The organism is Methanofollis sp. W23 (genome assembly GCF_017875325.1).
Lineage (GTDB): Archaea > Halobacteriota > Methanomicrobia > Methanomicrobiales > Methanofollaceae > Methanofollis.
Window position 1 is genome coordinate 231,189 of the sequence record NZ_JAGGMN010000001.1, and the last position, 23,368, is coordinate 254,556.

Annotated in this window: 15 protein-coding genes; 6 read left to right on the plus strand and 9 right to left on the minus strand. The window is 58.2% G+C overall.

What is annotated here, in order from left to right; genetic code table 11:
• Positions 1–7 precede the first annotated feature (7 nt).
• Complete coding sequence (locus J2129_RS00965) at positions 8–796, plus strand: SdpI family protein (protein WP_209628771.1); 789 nt, start codon at positions 8–10, stop codon at positions 794–796.
• Between the two features lie 438 nt (positions 797–1,234).
• Here the strand turns inward: J2129_RS00965 and uvsE are convergent, their stop codons facing one another.
• A complete protein-coding gene (uvsE, locus tag J2129_RS00970) occupies positions 1,235–2,236 on the minus strand; it encodes a UV DNA damage repair endonuclease UvsE (RefSeq protein WP_348632273.1) in 1,002 nt (333 codons plus the stop codon).
• 79 nt (positions 2,237–2,315) lie between these two features.
• On the opposite strand from uvsE, the gene lysS reads away from it, so the two are divergent.
• Positions 2,316–3,845: a lysine--tRNA ligase gene (gene lysS, locus J2129_RS00975; RefSeq protein ID WP_209628773.1), complete on the plus strand. Its 1,530-nt coding sequence runs from the start codon at positions 2,316–2,318 to the stop codon at positions 3,843–3,845.
• A 570-nt stretch (positions 3,846–4,415) separates the two neighbouring features.
• Entirely contained in the window at positions 4,416–5,351 is a 936-nt protein-coding gene (gene arcC / locus J2129_RS00980; RefSeq protein WP_209628775.1) for a carbamate kinase, read from the plus strand.
• Here the strand turns inward: arcC and J2129_RS00985 are convergent.
• Positions 5,338–6,348 (minus strand): arginine deiminase family protein, encoded by a 1,011-nt coding sequence (locus J2129_RS00985; RefSeq protein WP_348632274.1) that lies wholly within the window; start codon positions 6,346–6,348, stop codon positions 5,338–5,340. The genes arcC and J2129_RS00985 overlap by 14 nt on opposite strands.
• Before the next feature lie 1,913 nt (positions 6,349–8,261).
• Between J2129_RS00985 and cas1 the strand changes: the two genes are divergently transcribed.
• Entirely contained in the window at positions 8,262–9,203 is a 942-nt protein-coding gene (gene cas1, locus J2129_RS00990; protein ID WP_209628779.1) for a CRISPR-associated endonuclease Cas1, read from the plus strand.
• On the opposite strand, the gene J2129_RS00995 is transcribed toward cas1, so the two are convergent.
• From J2129_RS00995 to J2129_RS01015, 5 genes are all read right to left on the minus strand, one after another.
• Positions 9,194–9,466: an acylphosphatase gene (locus tag J2129_RS00995; protein ID WP_348632329.1), complete on the minus strand. Its 273-nt coding sequence runs from the start codon at positions 9,464–9,466 to the stop codon at positions 9,194–9,196. The genes cas1 and J2129_RS00995 overlap by 10 nt on opposite strands.
• Positions 9,467–9,471: 5 nt before the next feature.
• Entirely contained in the window at positions 9,472–13,008 is a 3,537-nt protein-coding gene (locus J2129_RS01000) for a hypothetical protein (protein ID WP_209628783.1), read from the minus strand.
• 238 nt (positions 13,009–13,246) lie between these two features.
• Positions 13,247–14,629, minus strand: coding sequence for a phosphoglucosamine mutase (glmM, locus tag J2129_RS01005; RefSeq protein WP_209628785.1), 1,383 nt, complete (start codon positions 14,627–14,629; stop codon positions 13,247–13,249).
• Between the two features lie 18 nt (positions 14,630–14,647).
• The gene (gene mobB, locus J2129_RS01010; RefSeq protein ID WP_209628787.1) at positions 14,648–15,403 is read right to left on the minus strand and encodes a molybdopterin-guanine dinucleotide biosynthesis protein B; all 756 of its coding nucleotides are present in this window, start codon (positions 15,401–15,403) and stop codon (positions 14,648–14,650) included.
• A 1-nt stretch (position 15,404) separates the two neighbouring features.
• Positions 15,405–15,941 (minus strand): DUF5806 family protein, encoded by a 537-nt coding sequence (locus J2129_RS01015; protein ID WP_209628789.1) that lies wholly within the window; start codon positions 15,939–15,941, stop codon positions 15,405–15,407.
• A gap of 2,080 nt (positions 15,942–18,021) precedes the next feature.
• Between J2129_RS01015 and xerA the strand changes: the two genes are divergently transcribed.
• Positions 18,022–18,948: a site-specific tyrosine recombinase/integron integrase gene (xerA, locus tag J2129_RS01020; RefSeq protein WP_209628790.1), complete on the plus strand. Its 927-nt coding sequence runs from the start codon at positions 18,022–18,024 to the stop codon at positions 18,946–18,948.
• Between the two features lie 423 nt (positions 18,949–19,371).
• Here the strand turns inward: xerA and J2129_RS01025 are convergent, their stop codons facing one another.
• Positions 19,372–21,816: a plasma-membrane proton-efflux P-type ATPase gene (locus J2129_RS01025; protein ID WP_209628791.1), complete on the minus strand. Its 2,445-nt coding sequence runs from the start codon at positions 21,814–21,816 to the stop codon at positions 19,372–19,374.
• A gap of 86 nt (positions 21,817–21,902) precedes the next feature.
• Between J2129_RS01025 and J2129_RS01030 the strand changes: the two genes are divergently transcribed.
• Positions 21,903–22,433 (plus strand): type 1 glutamine amidotransferase domain-containing protein, encoded by a 531-nt coding sequence (locus tag J2129_RS01030; protein WP_245320532.1) that lies wholly within the window; start codon positions 21,903–21,905, stop codon positions 22,431–22,433.
• Positions 22,434–22,454: 21 nt separating this feature from the next.
• On the opposite strand, the gene J2129_RS01035 is transcribed toward J2129_RS01030, so the two are convergent.
• A complete protein-coding gene (locus tag J2129_RS01035) occupies positions 22,455–23,288 on the minus strand; it encodes an MBL fold metallo-hydrolase (protein ID WP_209628792.1) in 834 nt (277 codons plus the stop codon).
• Between the last annotated feature and the right edge of the window lie 80 nt (positions 23,289–23,368).

A 23,368-nucleotide genomic window follows, 5' to 3' on the forward strand; every position in this document is an offset into this window, starting at 1 on the left:
CTGATTGATGTACCGGATAGCCGAGATGATAGGAAAGCTGATGGGCCGGTGTCCGAATCAGGAGATGGTGGCGGCAGCCCAGGCCGGAAAACCTGATCAGAATGCCGCGAGAGGGGGCAAAAGTGGTCTGCCGACGCTACGATGGTCTCGCCTGGGAATGATCGGAGTCGTCGTCCTTGCATTTCTCCTCGGGATCGCGGTGTACCCGACGGTGCCCGAAGAGATCCCCTCGCACTGGGACGCCGCTGGCGAGGTCGACGCCTATCTCCCTGCATTCTGGGGTATATTCCTGCTGCCCCTCCTCCTTGCAGGTGTTGCTGTGCTCTTCCTCTTCGTGGTGCCTGTTCTGGATGTGCGGGTGAATACCGCGGGGGAGTCAAGGTGGCGGTACGATGCCGTCGGGTTGGTCATCGCTCTCTTCCTCTTTGCGGTCCATGTCGTCGCCATCCTGTGGGCGCAAGGGACCGAGGTCTCGATGCCCGCCTTTTTGGCGGTGATCTTTGGCATTATGGAGATCGCCATGGGGGCCCTCATAAAGAAGGGACTGAATCAGAATTCTTTTGTAGGGATCAGGACGCCATGGACACTTGCAGACGAACGCGTCTGGGAGATTACGCATGAACGGGCCGGGGTCGCCTTCCAGGTGGCGGGAGTTCTCACTCTGCTCACTGCGTTGGCCCCAGAGGTGTACGGGTTCGTCCTGCTGGTCCTGATCCTGATCGCCGTCTGCATCTATCTGGTCTGGTATTCCAGGCAGGTGTATCTGAGGGTCGTGGGTCATTCAGAGATGAGATGAGGGCTTTGTAGAATCGGGTATGAACCCCTGACTCAAGCATACGCGATGGAAATTCCTGTTGGCTTCTGTGATGTGCATGGATCAGTGCTCCCTTTGCGAGACAGCGGTGAAGATTCGACGATTGGGGGCGGCCAATCAGATCGAGATGCTTTCCCCCATGCTCTCGCCGAGGGCGCCGCCTCCGGACCCCCGCGATGAAGATTGAGCCTGGGAGGCATATTCGAACTCCCTGATGAGGGATTGCTGTCCACGACCTCTCGTGGCGCGGGGGGTCAGGGAGACCTGGTCCCCTGGTGGAGGATGGTTCAGAAACCCGGAAGGATGCGTTTCAGTTCGAGGAGATATTTGCCCCAGGAGAGTTTTGGGATATGGGCGATCCTTCCAATCTCACGTCTTCCTCCTCCATCATCTCGGCGGGAAGCACCCCTCCAGAGGGTTTCAGAGACGCGTTCTCACTCTTGGGTCCCCGGCCGCGAGGGCAAGGGCGCGCAGAGCGCTCTGCTCTTTGTCCTTGATCTCGAGCATCAGGTCGAAGTCCTGGGGACGGGAGGCCGCAAGGAAGGCGGCGAAGTGAGCTTCGTCAAGGGTGGCGGCGTGCCGGCCGCGCCGCGCCCCTGGCGCCTGAGAGGAGTAGTCGGCCATCGGGACGCCGTCCTTGCGTGGGTCCCAGGTCCGCGCGCACGCCGCAAGCGCCTTGCCTACCTCCTCCCCTGAGGAGCGGCACTCGTGGTGGAGGGTGTCGAAGACGACCGGCACCCCGCAGCCCTGGTGGAGGGTAAGACAGTCATCCACGGGGTACAGCCGGTCGTCGTTCTCGACGACAAGCCGCCGCTTCACCCCGGTGGGGAGGGCACGGTGGCGCTCGATAAACCGTGCCATCGCCGTCGGTCTGTCCCCATAGACCCCGCCGACATGGACCTGGACCTTTGCGGTGGTGTCGAGTCCCATCGCATCAAGGACCGCCGCATGATACATCAACTCGGCGACACTCCGCCTGGTGACCCCCTCGTCAGGGGAGTTGAGGAGGGTGAACTGGTCAGGGTGCATCGAGATGCGCATGCCGTGGTCCTGGACAAAATTCCCGATCCCGGCACACTCATCTGCAAAGATCTCAGGCCAGTCAAGGGTGTTCACCGGGTGGGAGGCGAAGGGGACGAGGTCGGAGGTGACCCTGAAGAAGAGAAGGTCGTGCGCTGCGTTGTACTCCAGGATCAGGGCAAGGCACCGGAGATTTTCTGCAACCGTGGAGAGGAACCGCTCCTCGCTCCAGGACTTCAGCCTGAAGGTCCGGGCAGAGGTGCATCCGATGCCGGTGTTCACACAAGGGTACCCGATCCGCATCAGGGAGAGATGGAGGGCGGAGGTATATACCTGCTGGAAGGGGTGAGCACATGCCGTGCCCCCCTGCCTGAACGGCAGGGATGATACCCTTAAGAGCACAGGATAGAAAAAATATAAGAGCACGATTTCACCTGGACGCGTCCGCGCGCCCGGGTGCCTGTACCCGGGATAGGTTACCATGAGCGATTCACAGATCAGTTTTGATGAGGCAAAACTCGCCAAGTACCAGGAGATCCAGGAGGCCGGACTCCCCATGTACCCGGCCCACTTTGAGCGAGAGGTGACCCTGGCAGAGATCAGGGAACGATACGCCGAGATCGGCCACGACCCGAGCGAAGAAGAGATCACGACCGCCGGCCGGATCTACAGCATCCGCCGTCACGGCAAGACGATCTTTGTCGATGTCGGTGACGATTCTGCACGGCTCCAACTCTATGTCAGGAAAAACGACATCGGCGACGAACCTTTTGACCGGTTCAAGAAGTTTGTCGATGCCGGCGATGTCATCGGGATCACCGGCCGGGTATTCAGGACCAAGATGGGCGAGATCACGATCTGGGTCAGCACCTACCATCTCCTGACCAAGTCGGTCTGCGCCATGCCTGAGAAGTTCCATGGGCTCAAGAACACCGAGATGAGGTACCGCCACCGCTACCTCGACCTGATCATGAACCCGGAGAGCAGGGAGACGTTCAGGCTCAGGAGCAGGGCCATCGCCGAACTGCGGACTTTCCTCAACTCCCGGGACTTCCTGGAGTTCGAGACCCCGACTCTCCAGCCGGTCTATGGTGGGGCAAATGCCAGGCCATTCACGACCTACCACAATGCCCTTGAGCAGAAACTCTTCCTGCGGATCGCCCCTGAACTCTACCTCAAGCGGCTTGTCGTCGGCGGGTTCGAGAAGGTCTACGAGATTGCAAAGAACTTCCGCAATGAGGACATCGACACGCATCACAACCCCGAGTTCTCGATGGTTGAGATCTATGCCGCCTATCATGACTACAAGGACATGATGAACCTCACCGAGGAGATCGTCACTCACCTGGTCCTCGGCACCTGCGGCACGGCGTCGATCACCTTCGACGGGACCGAGATCTCCTTCGAGCGCCCCTGGCGGAGGCTCACCATGGAGGATGCGGTGAAGGAATATGCCGACATCGACGTCTTTGCCACTCCGGTGGAGGAACTTGCGGCCATCGCCGAGAAGGAAGATATGGAGAAGTGGGAGGCGGCAAAGACTCACGGCGATTATCTCGCGCTCTTCTTCGAGCACTTCTGTGAGGACAAACTTATTCAGCCGACCTTCATCTACGACTTCCCGGTCGAGAACTCACCGCTTGCCAAGCGCCACCGTTCCAAGCCCGGCTTTACCGAGCGCTTCGAGCTCTTCGTGAACGGCATGGAACTTGCAAACGGGTTCTCAGAATTGAATGATCCTCTTGACCAGAAGGAGCGGTTTGAGGCGCAGGACCAGAAACGGCGTCTCGGCGACCTTGAGGCGCAGATGATCGATTACGACTTCATCAACGCCCTCGGCTACGGGATGCCCCCGACCGGTGGGGTCGGCATCGGGATCGACAGGTTGGTCATGCTTCTCACCGGCAACGACTCAATCAAAGAGGTCATTCTCTTCCCGTCGATGCGCAGGCTTTCGCAGAACGGCGACGGCGATGGTGAAGGATCTGCAGAGGATGAAAAGCAGGAATAAATCTCTTTTTTTGGCTTTGTAGAAACCCTCTGGACTTTTATCTTAGGCGGGGGGCGTGCCGTCCCTCAGTCCCCCCGAGTGAAGATGGGGGGTGGACGGCATTACGCTCTTCATAGCGATTGAGTGTGCCTTCCCGGCCCTATCTTCATCCCTGGGGTGCGGGCGATACTCGCCCCAGGCATGATGGTCTTGGAAGGCACGCCGATCAGAATTGCCGCCTACTTTCCCGTAGAGATACCCATCCGGAGCGTTTCTACAAGGCCGATCCACCCTTTAATCGCGTCGATTTCCAGCCGGTTCATACGCCCTTCAGGCCGTGGACCGCGAAATATCTGACCCGGGGCATCTCTCTCAATCATATCACCCTCTGGGGGCCGGATAGGGGCCATGATTTATCCTTCATTCCTGATAAAATGCCTGTTCTGCTGACATGTCTTGATCACTCTGATCTGGTCAGGGATTGAGTCGCCTGTTTCTGGATCCCGGGCACATCCAGGCGTATTTCCATCCAGACCAGGGTGCTCCCCCTGACCGGAAGGTCTATTCCATCCCCTCTCCGAGGGAGAGAGGATGAAGATCGTCGCGGCCCTCGGCGGGAACGCCATCATCAGGTATCGTGAGAAAGGGACGGCAACCGAGCAACTCGGTCACATCGATGCTGCGGTCGCCCCCCTTGCCAGGATGGTCGCCGCCGGTCATAGCGTCCTTATTACCCATGGGAATGGCCCGCAGGTCGGGGACATCCTCCTCCAGAACGAATGCGCGCGAGATGCGGTGCCGAGGATGCCCCTTGACGTCTGCGGGGCAGAGAGCCAGGGGATGATTGGGTATATGGTCCAGCAGTGCATGCAGAACCGCCTGGAGGCCCTGGGAGTCAGGGCACCGGTCGTGGCTGTGCTGACCAGGACCTGTGTCGACAGTGCCGACCCCGCCTTTGCCGTGCCGTCCAAAGCGATCGGACCCTATTACACCCGCGCCGAGGCCAGGTCTCTCGGTGAGGCCGAAGGCTGGACCTTCCGGGAAGAACCAGCGAGGGGATGGCGGCGTGTCGTCCCCTCTCCAGAACCCGCAGCGGTCCTCGAGGCCGGACCGGTGAAAGTGCTCTTCGAGACCGGGGCCGTCGTCGTTGCCGGGGGCGGGGGGGGCGTCCCGGTCGTCAGGACCGCAGGAGGACTCAGGGGTGTCGAGGCCGTCGTCGACAAGGACCGTGCCGCAGCACACCTGGCCTCCATCATCGGTGCCGACCTCCTCCTCATGCTCACCGATGTGGAGGGGGTGTACCTGGACTATGGAGGAGCGAATGAGAAGTTGGTCAGGAGCATGGACTCCAGAGAGGCGCGGGATTTCCTTGCACGCGGCGAGGCCGGGACAGGGACGATGGCCCCCAAGGTCGAGGCTGCGGTCAGGTTCGTGGAGAAAACCGGGGGCATAGCGGTCATCGCCCACCTCGACGCCGCAGAAGATGCGGGTGCCGGTCTGGCCGGGACGAAGGTCACCCCCGCCTGATTGGGCAGGTCATACAGTGCGCCCCGCCGTACCCCCCGGTGGCATTGTGCAGGTCGATGGGGACCATCTCTAATCCTTCGGCATAGACCTCTTTCTTGAACGGGAAAAATTCAGCATCCTGTCTGAGTTTCCGGTAGTCTTCTTCGACCTCTGCAAGGAGACGGCCGTATATTCCTGGTCTCGAAGTCGCCCGCCTCTGCAGTCTCTTGATCACCGCCTGTGCGACCAGCCCCGTATCGATCGCGATGCACTCACGGTCACGCACACAGAGGAAATTAGGAGCATAACAGAGTTGCTCAAGGGTGGTGACCGGGACGATAGAGAAGTCTTTCTCTTTCAGGTATTCAGAAAGACTCCCTTCCCACCCAGTCGGGCGATACCTCCCTCCATCGCTGGCGAGCACCTGCACCTCTGCACGGTCGAGAAGTGCCTGGTTCCCGACCACAACACCGTCTCCTGCCAGGTTACAGTAGGTGTCGAGGTGCATGCTCACCATCGGGTCGGCACCGTTGATGAGGGGATGGACCGGTTCCCTGACCACTGCCACCTCCTCGAAGCCCGAACCCGACCAGAGGAGTGCGTCGGCACCCTCGCGGTCGGTCCTGGAACCATATCCGAGGAGGGCAAAGGTTCCGGCCGGTATAAAATCCCCTCCTTCAAGATGGCCGCGCCTGATCAGCCCCACCGGGCCTGCGCCCAGGGCGGAGAGGGCGATCCTGGTGAGGGTTCCTTCACGTTGCCGTTCAGGTGTTGCCATCCGCCCCATCACCATCCCCTGGTCGGTGCAGACCTGCTGGTCACGCATGAAATAGAGGTTGTGCATCGTACCCTCCAGGGTGACGTTCCCTCCGTTCTGGCGGGCCCCCAGGATCGCAAGGGCGAGAAGGTGCTCGTTATCCCTGGAGGAGAGAGGAGGTTCTGCCTCCTGGTTTCCTTCTCCGGCAAGTTCCAGGAGTGCTGTACGGTACCTCGGGTGCTCCACCCCTTCGAGAACCACTTTGGTTAGATAATGAACTTTTACATTGAATTCACACTTTAATATCTCACAGAGTCTCTTATGTTCCCTCGTGGCGGATTCAAGATTAAAATAACGTTCATAAAGGTGATTTTTTGGAGATATCAGCGCAAAAAAAACTTCAATCCCTGGATTGTGCATGAGCACATCATGCAGTCTGTGCCATTCGGCGTGGGCCCTGGCACGCATATGTCCCCTAACCACAACGGTAGTATTTATGGTTTGTGTTGCCCGGAGAGATGGGGAGTATTCTGTCTGAACGTGAATAAAAACCGTTGAACCGGCTCTGTAAGATCTTCAAGATCGGCTATGGAGACGCTCTCTGGAGAGGCCTCGGCGACCAGGCCCGGGCTCGCCCGCCGGACCGCCGGACCACCCCGCGTGAAGGATAGGTCGTGGATGGCACCTCCTCTTCATGTCCTTCCATTGTGCCTTCAAACCCCTATACTCGTTCAGGGCACCTCACGAACAAAGACTGCCAGGAGGTGGCATATACACAGTATCCTTCTGATGCCTGTTGCGAGGATAAAAAGTGTCGGGCAGAGCAATGTTCGACCGCGTATGCGTGAGCCCCGGGTTCATGTCACGTTCTACAGAGTCTCAAGATGGAGTTCTTTCGCAGTCTTCTTGATCATTTCCAGGGGTCAGGGCGCGCCACTCCTCAGATTTCCTGGGTGATTGATGGGGGGGAGCGTGATGATCTGATGTGTTGCACCATCACAGGATCACCTCTGGAGAACTCTTCTTGATGGTTCTCTCTTGCGGGTGTGTTCCGCCTCTGGTCACCCCCCCGCCCGAGTGGTCGAAGACGGTAACCCCTGACGCGACTAAATGGGAAGGTGGTTGATTCACGTTCATGCCAGGAAGTGGAGAGGTCTTCCCATGACCATAATCGCGAAGATCATCTTTCTGGGTTTTCATACTGGTTTGAATTCGCCAGGTCTCTTCAAGAGTCCCTGATTGCAGATCCATCTCCTGAATGATCGGGCCTCTGCCTTTCTCTCCCTCTCTTCATCCCGGTGCGGTGGGGGGCGAGTGCTCCCCTAACCCCCGCAGATGAAGAGTGGCGGGGGACCGCATTCTCTCTTCATGATCGACTCTTCGCCTCCCTCCCAGGGAGCTGTGGGATATGTTCTCACAGTCAAACATTCTCGTGGGTCTCTGGAGTGTGTGAATCCCCGGGCTCTGTAGAATCAGGCATGAATCCTGGGCCAAGGCATACGAGATGGTAATGATCATGGGTCTCCTGTTCGTGCACTGATCTGTGTGCCTCCTTCGGGGCATGACACCACAGGCGAACATCATCAAATGGCCTCCCCTGGAGCAGCGAGACGAGGATGAAGATTCGACGATCAGGAGCGGCCATTTAGAGCGGCGTACCTTCCCACACCGGTGGAAGATAGGCGTTCATAATTTCTGGGAGGACGCGCCCCGACGCGAGGATATGGGGAGGCCATGGATGCATGTGTGCGCTACGAAGAGGTGGGAACCTCTCCACCATCATCTCTCTTGATCTTCTGAGAGAGAGAGGCAGGAGAGTTTTGGGATACCCTCTGAGCATATCCCAGAACTCTCATGGGGTAACCATCTCCTCGAACTGAAGTGCATCCTTCCAGAAATTCTACACGTCCTCCTCCACCAGGGAGAGCACTCGCTCCCGGCAGGAGCGTAGGGGAAGGTCAGAATGTTTCGGGATACCCTCTGTATATGTACAGAATCATTCACAGGACCACTACTCTCTGCAATCGACAGGAAGATCTGGGGAGTTCTTGGATGTCTTCACGAATTAGAATCAACAAAGGTCTTTCATTTCCAGATATAATCGATCTATTCATCTATGGTGAGATGCCAGATCAATCAAGGACTACAATACGAGGGAATGGTGTTTGGGTCATATGACTGAGAGGGATCATGTGTGGGTGACAGTCGCTGGTTTTGGCGGGCATATAAAAGCAACCCGGTCAACCCTGACAGTCAGGAAAAGAAATGAAGAAAGGCAATATGACGTCAGGAATGTCGGTCACCTGATTGTCATCGGCGGGCACACCATCCACACCTCGGCTCTTGTCTCTCTCCTCAGGCAAGGTGCCATGGTCTCGATCTTTGATGCAGATGGCCAGCTGGCCGGTGTTTTTACCCCCTCTGGGGAAGGAGATGCCGCGATAAGACTCAAAAGTGTACAACAACAGACATTTGGTCACACCTATGCCCTGACCTTCGTAGAACATGCGATAAACGAGCGTCTCCTCACTATTGAACGGTATGGCAATGCCCACAGTTGGGACCTCCTCTATGAAGGCGAACTTGAGTTTCTCCATCGTTCGCGCGAGGAATACCCCTTCCTCATCAAGATGGACGAACTCCGCCGGCTCCATCAGATGAACACCGACATGTATTATGAAGTGATGGGCCGCACCCTCCCTCCTGAACTGGGGTTTCACCGGCGGACAAAACGGCCGCATACCGATCCTGTCAATGCGATGCTCTCGTTTGGATATGCCCTTCTCTACAGTGCGGCAAATGTGGCCCTCCTTGCCGCCAGCATGGACCCTGATCTCGGGGCGCTCACTCCGGGCGCCGGGGGGCTGGTCTATGACGTCATCGACGGGTTCAAGCCGACGATGGTGGATGAACCGGTCTTTGCGATCGCCCGTGACGGCCTCGGGCAGGAGGAGTATGAACGCGGGAATGGGCGGTGCCTCCTCTCAGACACCCTGACCGACAGACTCCTCTCGGTGCTCCACCAGACCATTGAAGAAGAGCAGATAAATGCCGTGGTCAGGAACCTTGTCCGCGCCCTGGAAGATGGGGAACCCTTCTCTCCGGTCTATTCGTGACCGATCTCACGCACGACCATAAAGTCGGAATAAAATAGGGGGTCAAGGTCTTCGGTCTCGATCTCGGTGATGACCGCCCTCGGACATTCATAAAGCATGGCGACGAACTTTTCAAGGATCGCCTGGTCGCCGGTGGCGGTGATCTCGACGGTCCCGTCCCTGCAGTTTGCGACTCTCCCGCCGATCCCGAAACTGGTCGCGATTCTTTTTGTGCATGCCCGGAAACCGACGTGCTGGACTTTGCCTGAGACTTTTATGAGCACGGTCTTCAAACCGCCCGTCCCTCCTGGAGGATCCGGATCGCCACATCAAGTTCATTGAAGACCTCGTCACGCAGGTCGTCCTGCCTGATATTTGTCGCCGCGTTCACCGCCATCCCGATGATGTCCCTGCTCTTCTTGCGCTCTCCTGCCTCATGGAGCGAGAGGGCGAGATCGCAGAGGACATATACTCTCCTTGAGAGCGGCCTGATGATGCTTGCTTCATCAAGACCGATAAGAAGGAGACTTTCGGCGGTTCGCTCCGCTTCTGCATCGCGGAAGAGGACATAGAGCTCGAAACAGTAGCGCGCTCTCTGCGCACGGTCGGAGATTCCCTCGATAAGGTACTCAAGGGACGAAGTGTCAGGGTGATTGGTACGAGCGGCAAGGGCCTCATGTGCCGCGTCGATGAGACGGTTGTATGCGGCATCGGTGATCTGCTCTTCAGATCCGATCCCGAGTTGCTCGAAGACCCGGTGCCTGATCACCTCGTTTTCAATGCTCTTGATGACTTCAAGCCCTTTTGACTGGAGTTCATCGTTGTTCTCCGCTGCAGAGAGCATGAAGTACATGTGACTGATGCCTTTCTTCACCATCGCCGCGATGACAGGAACCTTGATCTCTGCGGTAAGGGCATCAGCCTCCTGGAGAATGGATAAAGCGTCCTGCGCCTCTCCATACTTTTCTGCGAGCGGCACGACTGAAAGAAGCATTGAGGCACGGTCGTATGGAAGCGGGATCTCCTCGATACCGCCATAGATCTGTTCCATGACCTCATGTGTCCGCCCTCCTTCGGTCACCATCGCAAAGGCGGAGACAAGCGAGTTGACGAAGTCGACAGGGTCGATGATCTCGTTGATGAGGGTGATGACCTCGCCGACATTTTCCTCCTGTGATCTGATGGCATGGAGGCTGACCAGGGAGAAGACAAGATGTTTACGTACGACTCCTCCCATTTCAAAGTCTATCAATGGGAGAAGGGTTTTTGCCTCGTTAAAGCAGGTATATGCCTCCTCAACATCCACCTTTGCTAGGAGCCCGGCCAGGTCTGAGAGGATGAGGCTTTTTTCATGCGGCATATCCATCGCCCCGGCTCCCTTATGAATACTCTTGAGAAGAGTGCCTGCCCGTTCCACGTCATGGGCCTGGAGGTAACTCTCGGCAAGGTTGCACATCCCCGAATAGCGCGTATATGGATTTTCGATATGAATGAGGAGGGTGCGCGTCAGCTCCATCACTTCAGGGGAGGTCTTTGCATATTCGAGCCGCTGGAGCAGGTAGGCCATCATCTCGTAGGGGTCGGTGGAGGGGAGGTCGTCGACATATTCCTCGAACTCCGCCGCGATACGCATGACCATGGCGTCCTGCTCTACCTGGCTCTTGATCTCAAGGAGGAGCATGACCATGGGGATGGCGAAGTAGGGGTTCCGGTTTTTGTTCAGGTATTCGGTGATGATGTCGATCCCGCGTGCAAGCCTGATCGAGTAGCGCCGCTCGTTGATGGTCTCCCTGAGGATCTCTGAGGAACGGTTGAAGACCTCCATCCTGTTCTTCAGGATGATCGGGTCTTCTGCGGTGAGGGGTTCTGCCATCATCAGGCACCCGACCCTGATGAATCCCTCGGTGATATCTTCGAAGAGTTGCTGGCGGAGGGACGGGTCTTCGATCTCGACCGCGATATCATAGGCATTCTCCAGGGCATGGGGTGCCATGGTATCGATCCCGTACTTCACCATGCCCCTCACGATATTGCCGGTCGTATACAGTCCATACTCCCGTTCAAGAAGGGGATCGGTCCATCCGCGCATCCTCTTGAGGAGAGTGAGGTCGCCTTCCACCACGGCAAGGTCGGTGGCGCGGTCGATGACGCTGCACAGCGCCTCTGACCTGCCTTTTTGTCCTCTAATTTCACAGGTTAGGCCGACCGCGCGCTGTAGGACGTCACGATTGCGGTGCGCAACACCGAAGTCCGCCATGTCTGCGACGATGGTGGCGACGGCGATGCTGCTGATTGTGGGAGTCTTGATCTGTCTGGCGATCTCGATGAGGTAGGACGGGTCAAGGTGGTCGATGAACCGCCGTTCGATGAGCTGGTTGATCGCGGTGAGAAGTTGTTCATCGCGGTGCCGATGGAGACCGGCAAGGGCCACCAGGGAGGAGATGTGATGCACGATCTCGTTGAAGTCCACATCTTTGCTGATATGGGTGATGCTCCGCTGGATCAGGCTCTCCCTGGTGCTGGTGTCCATCCGTTCGAAGACCAGACTCTTGACCTGGTCGACCCGGTCGCGCATCACCCCGTTGCTGACCAGCATCACCGAGGTGTCCCAGAACTGCATTCCCACCTGGGTGATCTCGCTGAACGAGGGGATCTTTGCATAGATGTCGATGGCATGGGAGAATGCCCCTCGTTCAAGGAGGGTGTGGACAAGGGTCAGGTAGATGGTGAATGCACGGTGGCCTGAGACCGCTTCTTCAACGAGGGGCACGATCTCAAGGATGAATCGTGCTTCTCCGGTCCGCTCGACCACGGCAATTCCTGCCTTGACCACCTCTTTGATCTGGACCTCCTCGTCGGGCCCGAGCATGGTGTTGAACCTGAGGCCAGCTTCAAAGTAGTAGGGGTCGCCGGACCGTTCGGCTGCACTGAGCAGTTCCTCAATGATCGCCTGGAGGGCGAATGGATAGGTCTTCTCCACTTCTTCAAGGGTGGAGATGACGGCGCCCTTGTCGTGGGCCCTGGCGATCATCTCTTCAGTCAGTGCGGCGGTTATCTCGGAGAGTTCTTCGTTTTGAAGGTCTGAAAGTGTCCGAAGTACCGCGTTGACATCTGAGATCTGGGAGCTGAGCGGCGACTTCCAGGCCTGGTTGATGATGGAGGCAAAACAGTTTGTCCGCCTGATCTTCTGCCTGATCTCGGCGGCGCTTCGCAAGGCGGTGATGATGAGGTCGAAATCTCTTTTAATAACCCCGATCCTGCCGATCGCTTTGGTGACCTCGCTCTGGAGGAGCGAGCGTTTGGAAATGTCGCCGATGCCTTCGATGAGCTCGAGTGACTCGGTGAGGAGCATGGTGTCCCTGGTCGTGATGCTCCAGACGATGTGGAGAGGCACGATATCCATCAGGATAGCAGACCGGTATTTCCTGAAGCTGATCTCATGGTATACCTCCATGCCCGCCTTGATAAGGTCGGGATCGGCCCTGTCCACCCCTGCCTCGATGAGACTCTTGGTCACCTCTGAGAGGATCACGGACTGTGAACTTTTTCGGTCCAGCGAATTGGCGAGGTCAAAGACGGCCTGGAGCCAGGTCTGGTCCTTGGTCTCGGTATAGATCTCGGCGGCATGTGTGACGTGCTTGAATATGGTCTTTCTCGGGAGTTCCAGGGGCATTCTTGTTAGTTCCGGCCGTCTTTCCTTGAAGGCCGTATCCACGATAGTTGTATAGGTTCTGTCGAGGAGTTCTTTCTTTTCTTTTCGCCTTGGAATCTGTGAGATATCAGATAATAACTCCTCGATCTCCTCCTGGTCTCCCTTCTCGACCACCCGGTGGATCCTCTTTAAAAGATCTGCAGCTGTTTCAGGCAAGGCGCATCCTACCTGAAAATATAATCCTACAATACTTAAAAAAGTTACCCTATGGTGACTTTAGAGATATTTTTAGATAAAACAAATCAAACTATATTTCACCTATTGCTTGGGTGAGGTACTGGGGTTGGATAAGCCATACGCTGATGTGGGGCAATTATCTGATCAAAAGGATAATAATTATTTTTGAATATTTTCACTCATTGCCGAGATCGCTGGCTGAGGCCCTGACAACCTCCATGATCTCAGAAAAGAGGCTATTGCACCCTTTTTTGTCCCTTGCCTCCACGACCACCCGCATCATGGGTTCGGTCCCTGAAGGCCGGACGAGCGCCCAGGCATCTGGCCGGTTGATCCTGATCCCGTCCCTGCAATCGGGGTTCTCGTTTGCATACTTCTGTTTCAGGGCATTGATGACTGCGTCTGCCTCTTGCGTCCGTACTTTCTCTTTAATGATCTCAAATCCAGGCAGGGCGTCGACGAGAGTGGAGAGGGGGTGGTCTCTTGCGTGGAGGAGGCCGACCATCGTGGCTGCGGTCATGCCGCCGTCCCTGCAGAACTGGTGTTCTGGATATATGAGCCCCCCATTTCCTTCTCCGCCGAATATCACCTCTTTTCCACGCGCGATGAAGGTGCGCATCTCCCTGGCGACATAGATACTCCCCACAGGGGTGTACTCCACTGAGCAGTCGTGCCTGGCGGCGATCTCCTCGCAGAGGAGGGAGGTGGAGACCGGGGTGACGACCAGGCCCTTCCCCTTCTGGCAGACGAAGTCTTCGATAAGGGCGAACTCCTGGTTCTCCTCGATATATCTGCCCCTGTCGTCGATGAAGACTGCACGGTCGGCATCGCCGTCATGGGCCACCCCGAAGGCCGCGCCGGTCTCCCTGACCATCTCGGAGAGGGGGGCAAGTCCTTCAGGACTCGGCTCGGGCAACCGCCCGGGGAATCTCCCGTCCATCTGGGCGTTGATGGTATGGACGGTGCATCCCAGGCGGGCAAGGATCGGTGGCGTGGTCGCGGCGGCCGGGCCGGATCCAGGGTCGACCACGACGGTCATGCCCGCCCCGATGCCTGGCGGGAAATGGGAGACGATGGTCTTGATGTACTCTTCTTTCAGGTCGGGTTCAGACCGCTTGGAGCCGACATGGTCCCATGGGGCATGGGTGAAGTTCTCTGAAAAGAGAATCTCTTCGAGCTTCAGGGTCTCTTCGTCACCCATCTCGGTGCCGTCCGGTTCGATGACCTTGACGCCATTGTACTCGGGGGGGTTGTGGGAGGCGGTGATCATCGCCCCGCCGTCGAAGTGTTCGCGTACCAGGTACTGGAGGGCGGGGGTGGGGAGGACGCCGCAGTCGACGACCTCGCACCCGGCCGCCATCAACCCGGCCGAGACTGCCGAAGTAAGAGCTTCTCCCGAAGTTCTCGTATCTCTCCCCACCGCGATCGTCCCTTTCCGCATGGTGCCGAGGGCCATGCCGATCCGCATCACGAGGTCGGGGGTCATCGCTTCGCCGACGACTCCCCGCACACCATTTGTCCCAAAGATCTGTTTCTGCACTCGTGTCTTGACTCCCATCTTCTCGTCTCCTTTTTTTTAGTGGTTCGCGTCGTGGACCCTGCTCTTGAGGTCGTCGATCGCGCGGCTCATGGCGGCGAAGGCTTCCTGCCGGTGCTCGGCAAGGATCGCAAAGTAGGTGATGTCTTCTCCTGCGTATAGTCTGCCTTTCCTGTGGTAAAAGCGTGCGCCGATGATGCCGGGGGTCTCTTCGGCCTTGCACCTGAGTTCTTCGACGATGGCGTCGACCTCAGGGCCGAAGTCCATGTACTCGGTCCGCTCCTCGCCGGTCAGTTCTCTGACGATCCCGTTGAAGGTGAGGATGGCGCCGGCCCGTGCAAGCGGGTGTGAGCGTTTCAGTTCCCTGACGATCCCTTCCATCGTATAGAATTCCTCGAAGGTGTCGAGGTGGTCGATCACCTCTGCGGGGGTCGGGTCTCTCAGGACGACGTCGTTGCTCTCAAGATCGCCGACGACGATCCTCGGGAAGGGGATGGTCTTGAATCCTTCGATGACGCAATACTCGGTCCCGGCGTTGCAGAGTCCCTCAAGTATCTTTGTGAGTTCAGGGGTGTCGCGGATGGTCACTGCCTTCTCGTCGTCGATCCCGACCGAGAAGGTGGTGCCTGCCCTGGCATACCTGGTGGTGTCTTTCCCTTCTTCGACGGTGTAGCGGTCATGGGCAAGATGTTTGACGGCGGCAACTGATCCACATTTCTTGAGGGCGGGGACCAGCGCTTCGATGAAGGTGGTCTTGCCTGAGTTTGAACTGCCAACGATCTGGATGATTCTCATGTTATTCCTCTTTGTCTGTGTCTTCTATGATGCGACTTCGTTCTCGCAGGAGTCTGGCAGACTCTCTGGAGACGCTCTTCATCACCTCTGAGACTTTGTCCTCCTGTTCGATCTCGTCGTCGATGTCGAGGGTGGTGCCTTCCACTTCCATCAGGAAGCGCGCCACTTCACTGGACTCGAAGAGGAGGTCGTCGAGTTCTTCAGGGGTGAAAAATCCGCACATCGCGCCGTACAGGAATGTCGCCCCGGCCATTCTCACCTTCTTCTTGAAGGCGTCTCTGGCCTGGTTGACTGCCTGAGGGGTGTAGGGCTCGGTCATGAATGGGACGAGTTCAGGGAGGTTCGCACCGATGAAGGTCATCTCCGCCCCGCTCGTGGTCTGGAAGTCTGCGCAGAGGCGGGCGATGGACCATTCGCGCGCGGTGAAGTAGGTGTATCTGCGGAGAAACTGGTTGACCTGTCGGTAGGTGGAGCCTTCGACCTTCTTGAACTTGCGATATTTGTTGATCTCTTCGGTGCGGTCTTCTGGATCTCCCATTTTCAGTACCGCATTGGTGTGCCTTGGTATCAAGATTACTGGTTCTCCTCTCCACCGCAGGCGTTGCCTACATATAGCATCATATGGTGTATGGATCTGCGAACACTTTCTCGCCGCGTCCCCTCATATTATATACTTCTGGGCCTATTCTCTTTCATGGGGCCCGGAACCGCCTCTGGGTATCCCTTCTAAACCTTCAAAATGTGGTGGAGCACCTTTGCTCGATACTCCTTTAGGGCAGAGTGGGGTGGGGGGCCTTGCCCTCCATCTCCTCTGCTAGGGATGTCGTTTTCTTCGGGGGGGAAGATCCTGTTTTTGCGGCCCTGTAGAAATCTTCTTGATGAATCACTCTGACGGGGGGGCGTGCCGCTCCCCTGGTCCTCCGCCGACGAAGATTGACTGGGGTTCGCATCCTGTCGTCACGATCGCCGTTCTGCCTTCTCGCTCCAATCACCATTCCGGGGGTCGGGGTGGCATTCGCTCCTGGTGTGGTGGGGGGACGCATGGTTGGCAATGAAGAGGGGAGGCACGCCCCCCACATCCATTGCTCTCTCCTGCGAGGGGGAAGGGGGAGAGTGGGGGGATGACCTCAGAGATGGCATGGCCCTGCAGTCTCTCCACGGGCAGATCATGTTGTCGAGGGGTTTTGCGGCTCCCCTGGGGCCATCGTCCTTTTATCCTGTTATTTCGGTCAGGATAGACGCTGGGGATGCGGTCCTGCCGCAGTGGCGGATATGATGAAAATTCAGGGACCGTAAAAGGTCGACTCTGTGGAAGTTCTCTGGGGTGTTTTCTATGGTGGCGGGTACCGCAACTCCTCTCCACCATGTCCATTGCGTTTGTTTTCCTGCCCAATCTTTGTCCGGGGGGCCAGTGACAAGAGGGTGGGGAACGGCATTTGAAGTCGCGCTCACGCTGGGGGAGGTGAGGGGTGTGCCGCCCTCCGAACTCGCGCGCAAAGATGGGCGGAGGATGGCAATCTGCTCTTCATGGTCATTGATTGAGTCTTCCCGGCCCCATCGTCGTTCTGGGGGTCCGGGGGCGCGGCGCCCCCGACGAGAGTGTGGGGATCCCCCCGGGGTGTCCTGCTCCGAAGGGGGAACAAGGACCCTCCCCCCTACGAGCCGCCTTCCTCGTCGCATGTGTCTGGGGCGGTACGCCCCTCGGGCGGCGGAGAGCGTTTTGAATTTCTAAGAGAGTTGTGGGATATGCTCCATGATACTGATCCTGGCGGCCCTCTCCTCTGGTTTGCATGGGCGTTTGAACTTGCCATATCATGTTGAAGCCGATAGAATCGTTAAATCAAAGATGGCCGAGGGGTGGCATGATGCTCGACTTTGGTCCGCTCCTCGAACAAAATGGATGTGGGTCAGGAATCGATCCAGTTCTGATATGATATTTTCATCCTGTATGTGTGGGCCCAGGGGTCGTGCTCAATTCTACAAAATCATGATCTTCCCATCCGGGGGCGTGGTTCCCCGGGTGCGGATGATTGGGGCGGTGCGATGGTCGAGGATTTCTATGGGTCGGGTCTGTCTTTGTGGGGGTCCTCTGACTCGCGTGCTTCCCTCTCGATCACACCCGGGATCGCATCCGGTCCTCCTACTACATGATATGGCCAGGGACTATTGGCCCCCGGCAAGAAGATGCGAGAAGGTGATGAAGGCCCCCTCTGATCTATTCATCGGCGATGTTGGCATGCATTTTTGCCTTGGCTATGTGGCAGGTGCCGGGCCTTCTGGTGTCTGGCCGGGCAACTGATCTCTGAAATATTCTCATATGGGGGGGTAAGGATCCAATCGATTTCCTGCGAGTATATCAGCACGAAGATGGCTTCATTGTCGGAGCTATAATGTACAGATCCTCTATGGTGGCAAAAAGGGATTTTATGTGGGTTTATGGAGGTCATTTATATGGGGCCTGCCCCGCACCTGTGCGGTGCTCTTCTGGACAGGTGTTCTTTGTTATCCTCCTGCATGGGATCTTGTCGTGTGTGGGTTCTGATCCTGTGCCGGGACACTGTCGCAGAATGTATATTCTGCGACAAAATTAAATACGGTCGAAACAGACAAAATAATTGATGGAGGAGGCTTCTTTTTCTGAGTGGCTGGAAAGGTTCGAAAACTACCTTCGAATGCGAAATTACTCGCCGAGAACTGTCAGAAGTTATGCAGAGACAGTCCGGCGCTTCGCCCACTATGTCTGGGCATACCGGCATGCTCCTGTGGGCGATATGCCACAGTTCGACGAACATGATCTCCCGCTTGAGGTTCTTGAGGCCGACGTTGAGGTGCCCACCTCGGTGGTGACCGATTATTTCACCTGGCTCGCAGGGCGGCATGCCTATAAACCTCGCACGCTCCACCGCATGATCTCATCGCTCTCGTCATTTTATTCATATCTTTATGCGCAGGGTGCGGTCAGGGCCGACCCCATGCCCGCGGTGGAACGCCCGCGGATCAAGAACCAGGAACTGAAATACCTGAAACACAACCAGGTGATGCGCCTCCTCAGGTCGATCGACGACGAACGGGATCGTCTGATCGTGCGGTTGATCTACGCCACCGGCGTTCGCGTCTCAGAACTCTGCACCATCGACATCGGCGACATCGACTTTGACGAGGGGACCATCAGGGTGCGGGGCAAGGGCGACAAGATCAGAACGGTCTTCGTGGACGACGAGACGCTTGCAGAGGTCGAGGACTATATCGGAAACGCGATCATAGGACCACTCTTCGAGGGGCAACAGGGCAAGGGCATCTCCCCGCGGACGGTCCAGCGGATCTTCCAGAAGTACGCCCCTGAAGGGATCACGCCGCATAAAATACGACATTCCTACGCCTCTGAACTCTACCGACGCTCGCACAACCTCCGTGTCGTCCAGGAAAATCTTGGCCACTCCTCCATCAAGACGACCGAGATCTATCTACACACTGACATCGACGAACGCAGGCGGGTCTATAAGGAATATTTCCCGCTCTCCAATGGTGGCGACCGCCGACGGTAGGGGGTGCGAGCGCCAGCGAGCTTGAGATAATTTCCAATTTTCGAACGGCACGCCTCCCGCCAGAGAGATTCATCAAGGGGATTTCTCCAGCAGTCGACGAAAATGGCTCTGTAGAATGAGCATGGGGCGAGAACACGCCTCAAGTACACGGGATGAATATTTTTCGTTGCTGGATATTCTTTTTTAAGACTGGAGAATTGGTGAGGATCGTTCCTGCCGTCTCGCGCCCTGTTGGGTGCTGTATAAATCTTGCTCTGGATACGGTGTCGCTCAGGTATCGCAAGGCCCCTCTCGCCTCTCGTGGCGTTATACGCATACAATTGAATTGGAATTTTTGGGCTTTGCAGATCTTCTCTCTGCGTTTTGACGGCCCGGGACTGGCCCTCTGCCCCCAATAAACCATATGATGCTATACTGATGCTCTCATCGATTGAAGACGATCCCCGTATGTTCGAGCAGGCTGTACGCACGGAGTTTGATAAAGTCAAGGAGGAAAAAACCGGCGAGGGCGTAGACCCAGACGACGGCGGCAAGACCCCACCCCATTGGCGGCATGAGAATCCCGTAGACCGTGATGAGCGTCGCGACCGCCTGGGTGACGACGACCGCCAGGAAGAGCGGTGCGGCCGGTGGCACTGACCAGAACGGTCCCCGCGTCCGTGCGGCGAAGACGGCGAGGTGTCCGGCGACCGAGAGTTTCAGATAGACAAATGACCTGAGGACCTCGGGGTCGAGCATCAGCACCTCCTTCCCAAGGTAAAGAAGACCAAATGACTCGAAGACACCATATATCCCGAGGATGGTCGAGATACCAAGAAGCGTCCTCATGTCCCACCTGACTGGGCCCGAGGGCACGACGACACGATCGAAGGCGATCGTCATGATGGCGAAGTCGTTCAAGAGGGCGAGAAGGACGATCATCAAGGCGGTTACCGGATAGAAGTTGAAGGCGATGATCGATGCCGTGATGAAGAAGACCACCCTGATCGTCTCGGCGATCCGGTAGATGGCATAGTGTGACATCCTCTGAAACGTCTTTCTGCTCTCGGTGACGGCGTCGATGATGACCGAGATCCCGGGTAGGGTCAGGACGATATCGGCCGCGGACTTCGCCGCGTCGGTGGCGCCGGCGACCGCGATCCCGGCGTCGGCTTTTTTCAGGGCGGGAGCGTCGTTCACCCCGTCTCCTGTCATCCCGACAATATGCCCGCCCTCCTGGAGGGCGGCGACGATCTCGTACTTGTGCTCAGGGTATACCCCGGCGAAACCGTCAGAGTCTTCGATCATCTGGCCGCGTTCTTTTTCCTTGACCTCTGTGAGGGTGGATGCCCCGGCGATCCTGGTCCCGAGGTTTAACTTCGCGGCGATCTCCCGGGCGATGGCGATGTGATCGCCGGTGAGGAGTTTGATCTGCAGCCCCATCGCCTTCGCCTCCTTGATCGTCTCTGCTGAGTCGTCCCGCGGCGGGTCGTAGAGGGCGATCAGTCCGGCATAGCGCCACTCCCCTGTAGCATCGGCCCGCGCCACCCCAAGAGTCCGGTAGCCCCGCCCGGCAAAGGCGGCGACAGGGCCCTCCACATCGACGCCCCCGCCGCCGACGAGTGCGAGAATCGCCTGGGGCGCACCCTTTGCCGCCATAAATTGGGTTCCGTCCTCCGCTTCCAGCGTTGCCATCGCGCGCTTGTCGACTGGATTAAATGGGATGTACTCTGTCACCCTGACAGCCGCGGCATCTCTCTTGCCGCCTGTGTCTCGAAACCGTGCGATCACCGCATTGTCTATGGGGTCGTTGTCCTCCTCCCGTGAGGCAAGACGGGCGAGGAGGAGAACCTCGTCCTCTGAAAATTCCTCAAGACCCACCACCTCCGCGACGGTCAGTTCGTTCCTGGTGAGAGTCCCGGTCTTGTCGACACAGAGGATGTCGACGCCTGCCATCTCCTCGATGGAGACAAGCCTGCTCACGATCGCCTCGCGCCTGGCGAGTGCCATGGCACCGACTGCAAGGGTGGTCGTCAGGACGGCAGGGAGGGCCGCGGGGATCGCCGCCACCGTCAGCACAAGGGCGAACTGAAGGGTCTCTGCAGGACTCTCGTGGCGGAAGAGGGCGACGATCAGGATCACGGCGGCCAGGGCAACGGCCAGGGCGATGAGGTAGTCCCCGATCTTGATCACCGCCTTCTGGAAGTGGCTCGGGGGCACCTCCTCGCCGACAAGACCGGTCGTCCGCCCGAAGAAACTCTTCAGCCCGGTGGCAAAAACCAATCCTTCAGTCTCCCCCTGTCTGATCACGGTCCCTGCATAGGCGACTTCGCCGCGCTTTTTTGTGACCGGCAGCGACTCGCCGGTCAGTGCCGATTCATCAACGACAAGATATCCCTGCCCGGCGATCTTTGCATCTGCCGGGACGATGTCGCCGAGCCTGAGCCGTATCATATCGCCGGGAACGAGTTCGCGGGCAGGCACGTTCATCCAGTCGCTGTCCCTGAGCACCCGCGCCTTGAGGGCAAGTTTCTGCTTGAGAAGCCTGATGGCGTTGTCGGCCCTGCCCTCCTGCCAGAACCCGATCCCTGCATTGACGAGGAGAAGGACCAGGATGACCAGGAGATCATCCAGACGACCCAGCAATGCAGAGAGGACGATGGCGGCCTCGATCATCCATGGGATCGGGCCCCAGAAGTAGGCGAGGAAACGGCGGAGAGGGCCGACCTCATGCTCGGGGATCTCGTTGTAGCCGGTGCGTTCGAGGCGCCGCGCTGCCTCCTCTGTTGTGAGGCCCTCAGGCCTGGTCGACAACCGCCTCTGGAGTTCCTCCACCGACGCTGATCGGGCCTCGTCGTCTGCAATATCGGCGACGTTCCCCCTGCCCATGTCCCCCCCTCAACGATGTGTTATATATCACCTCTCCCATCCTCGTCTGCACGGCACGGCGCCGCCATGTCGGGCAGGAGATCATCATGAGTCGTATTGCAGTCCTGATCGGGGAGCGGTTTGAGGACTCCGAGTATACCGAACCGGTGAAGGCCTTCCGTGCCGCGGGCCACGAGGTCGTCCACCTCGGGCTGAAGAAGGGGAGCGCGGTCACCGGAAAAAGAGAAGGGACGAAGGTGCGGATCGAGCGGGCGGTCGCGGACGCCGACCCTGGCGACTACGACGCCCTCCTCATCCCGGGAGGATATTCTCCGGACCACCTGCGGGCCTACGACGGCCCGGTCGAGTTTGTCCGCGCCTTCATGGAGAGTGAGAAACCGGTCTTTGCCATCTGCCACGGACCCCAACTCCTCATCACGGCTCAGGTGATCGAGGGGCGTCGGGTGACCGGGTGGCGCTCGATCGTGCAGGACCTCAAGAACGCAGGCGCAGAGTTTGTCGACGCCGAGGTGGTGGTGGACGAGAACCTTGTCACCAGCAGGCGGCCCTCAGACCTCCCGGCCTTCATCGAAGAGTCGCTGAAAATAGTCGGGGTGATGATCACACAATCTGCCTGACTGTCAGGGCCTCTGCGGTGATCAATACCGGTCCGCAGGCGAGTGCTCCCAGAGTTCCAGGCGCCGCGCCTCCAGGAGCCTTGGGGGTATCCCCATGTACGCGGCGGCCGAGATCCCGCCGGCGTCTTCGGCCCATTGCCGCCCCTCGACACTTCTCAGAGGGTGGTGGTCGATGACGAGCGTGCGTGCGGTGCTCGCGATGCGGGCGGCATGGGCGCGGGCGCGGTCGGCCTCCTCCCAGGTGAGCGAGGGGAGGTACAGGGGCGGGCCCGAGGTGAAGACGACGGTCGGCCGCCATGTGAGGATCTTCGCGACCGCTTCAGGAGAGAGGAGCTGGGTGTCGGAGGCGTGGACAAAACATTCGTTCCCCTCCTGCACCGCGACGATCATCACCGGGCCGCTCCCTCCGCCATGGGGAAAGGGTCCGGCGCAGGCGATGACGCCGTCGTCCTCACCCTCGTCGGCCGGAAGAGCGCGACCGAGGGCTTTTGCAAAAGCCCGCCGCCGTCCCCGCGACCGTCCTGACTGCCCGCTCTCGCCTGGCACCCAGACCCGGCACCTCTCTGGCGGAGTAAATGCGGCGAGAGGGATCTGAAAAGGGTCGGCGTCGGCGAGGGGCATGTGGTCGCCGTGGAAGTGGGTGACGACGACGTCGGTCGCCCGCGGGAGCCACCCGAGCACCGCCGCCCTCACCCGTTCGGCCGCCTCGGCCTCAAGGGGGTGGGGCGGGAGGCCACCGCGTTTCGGGGCAAGAGCGACGCCTGGGTCGATGAGCACCGTCCGCTCGGCGGTCAGGACGACGGTCGCCATCGAACGGGCACCCAGGGACTCAGCGCCGAGGAAGAGGACTTGCATCGAGGTGCACCTGCCAGGGGATGAACGAGCATAAATAGGATTCAGTCCAATAAATAGAAGGCCTGCCATCTGGATAGCAG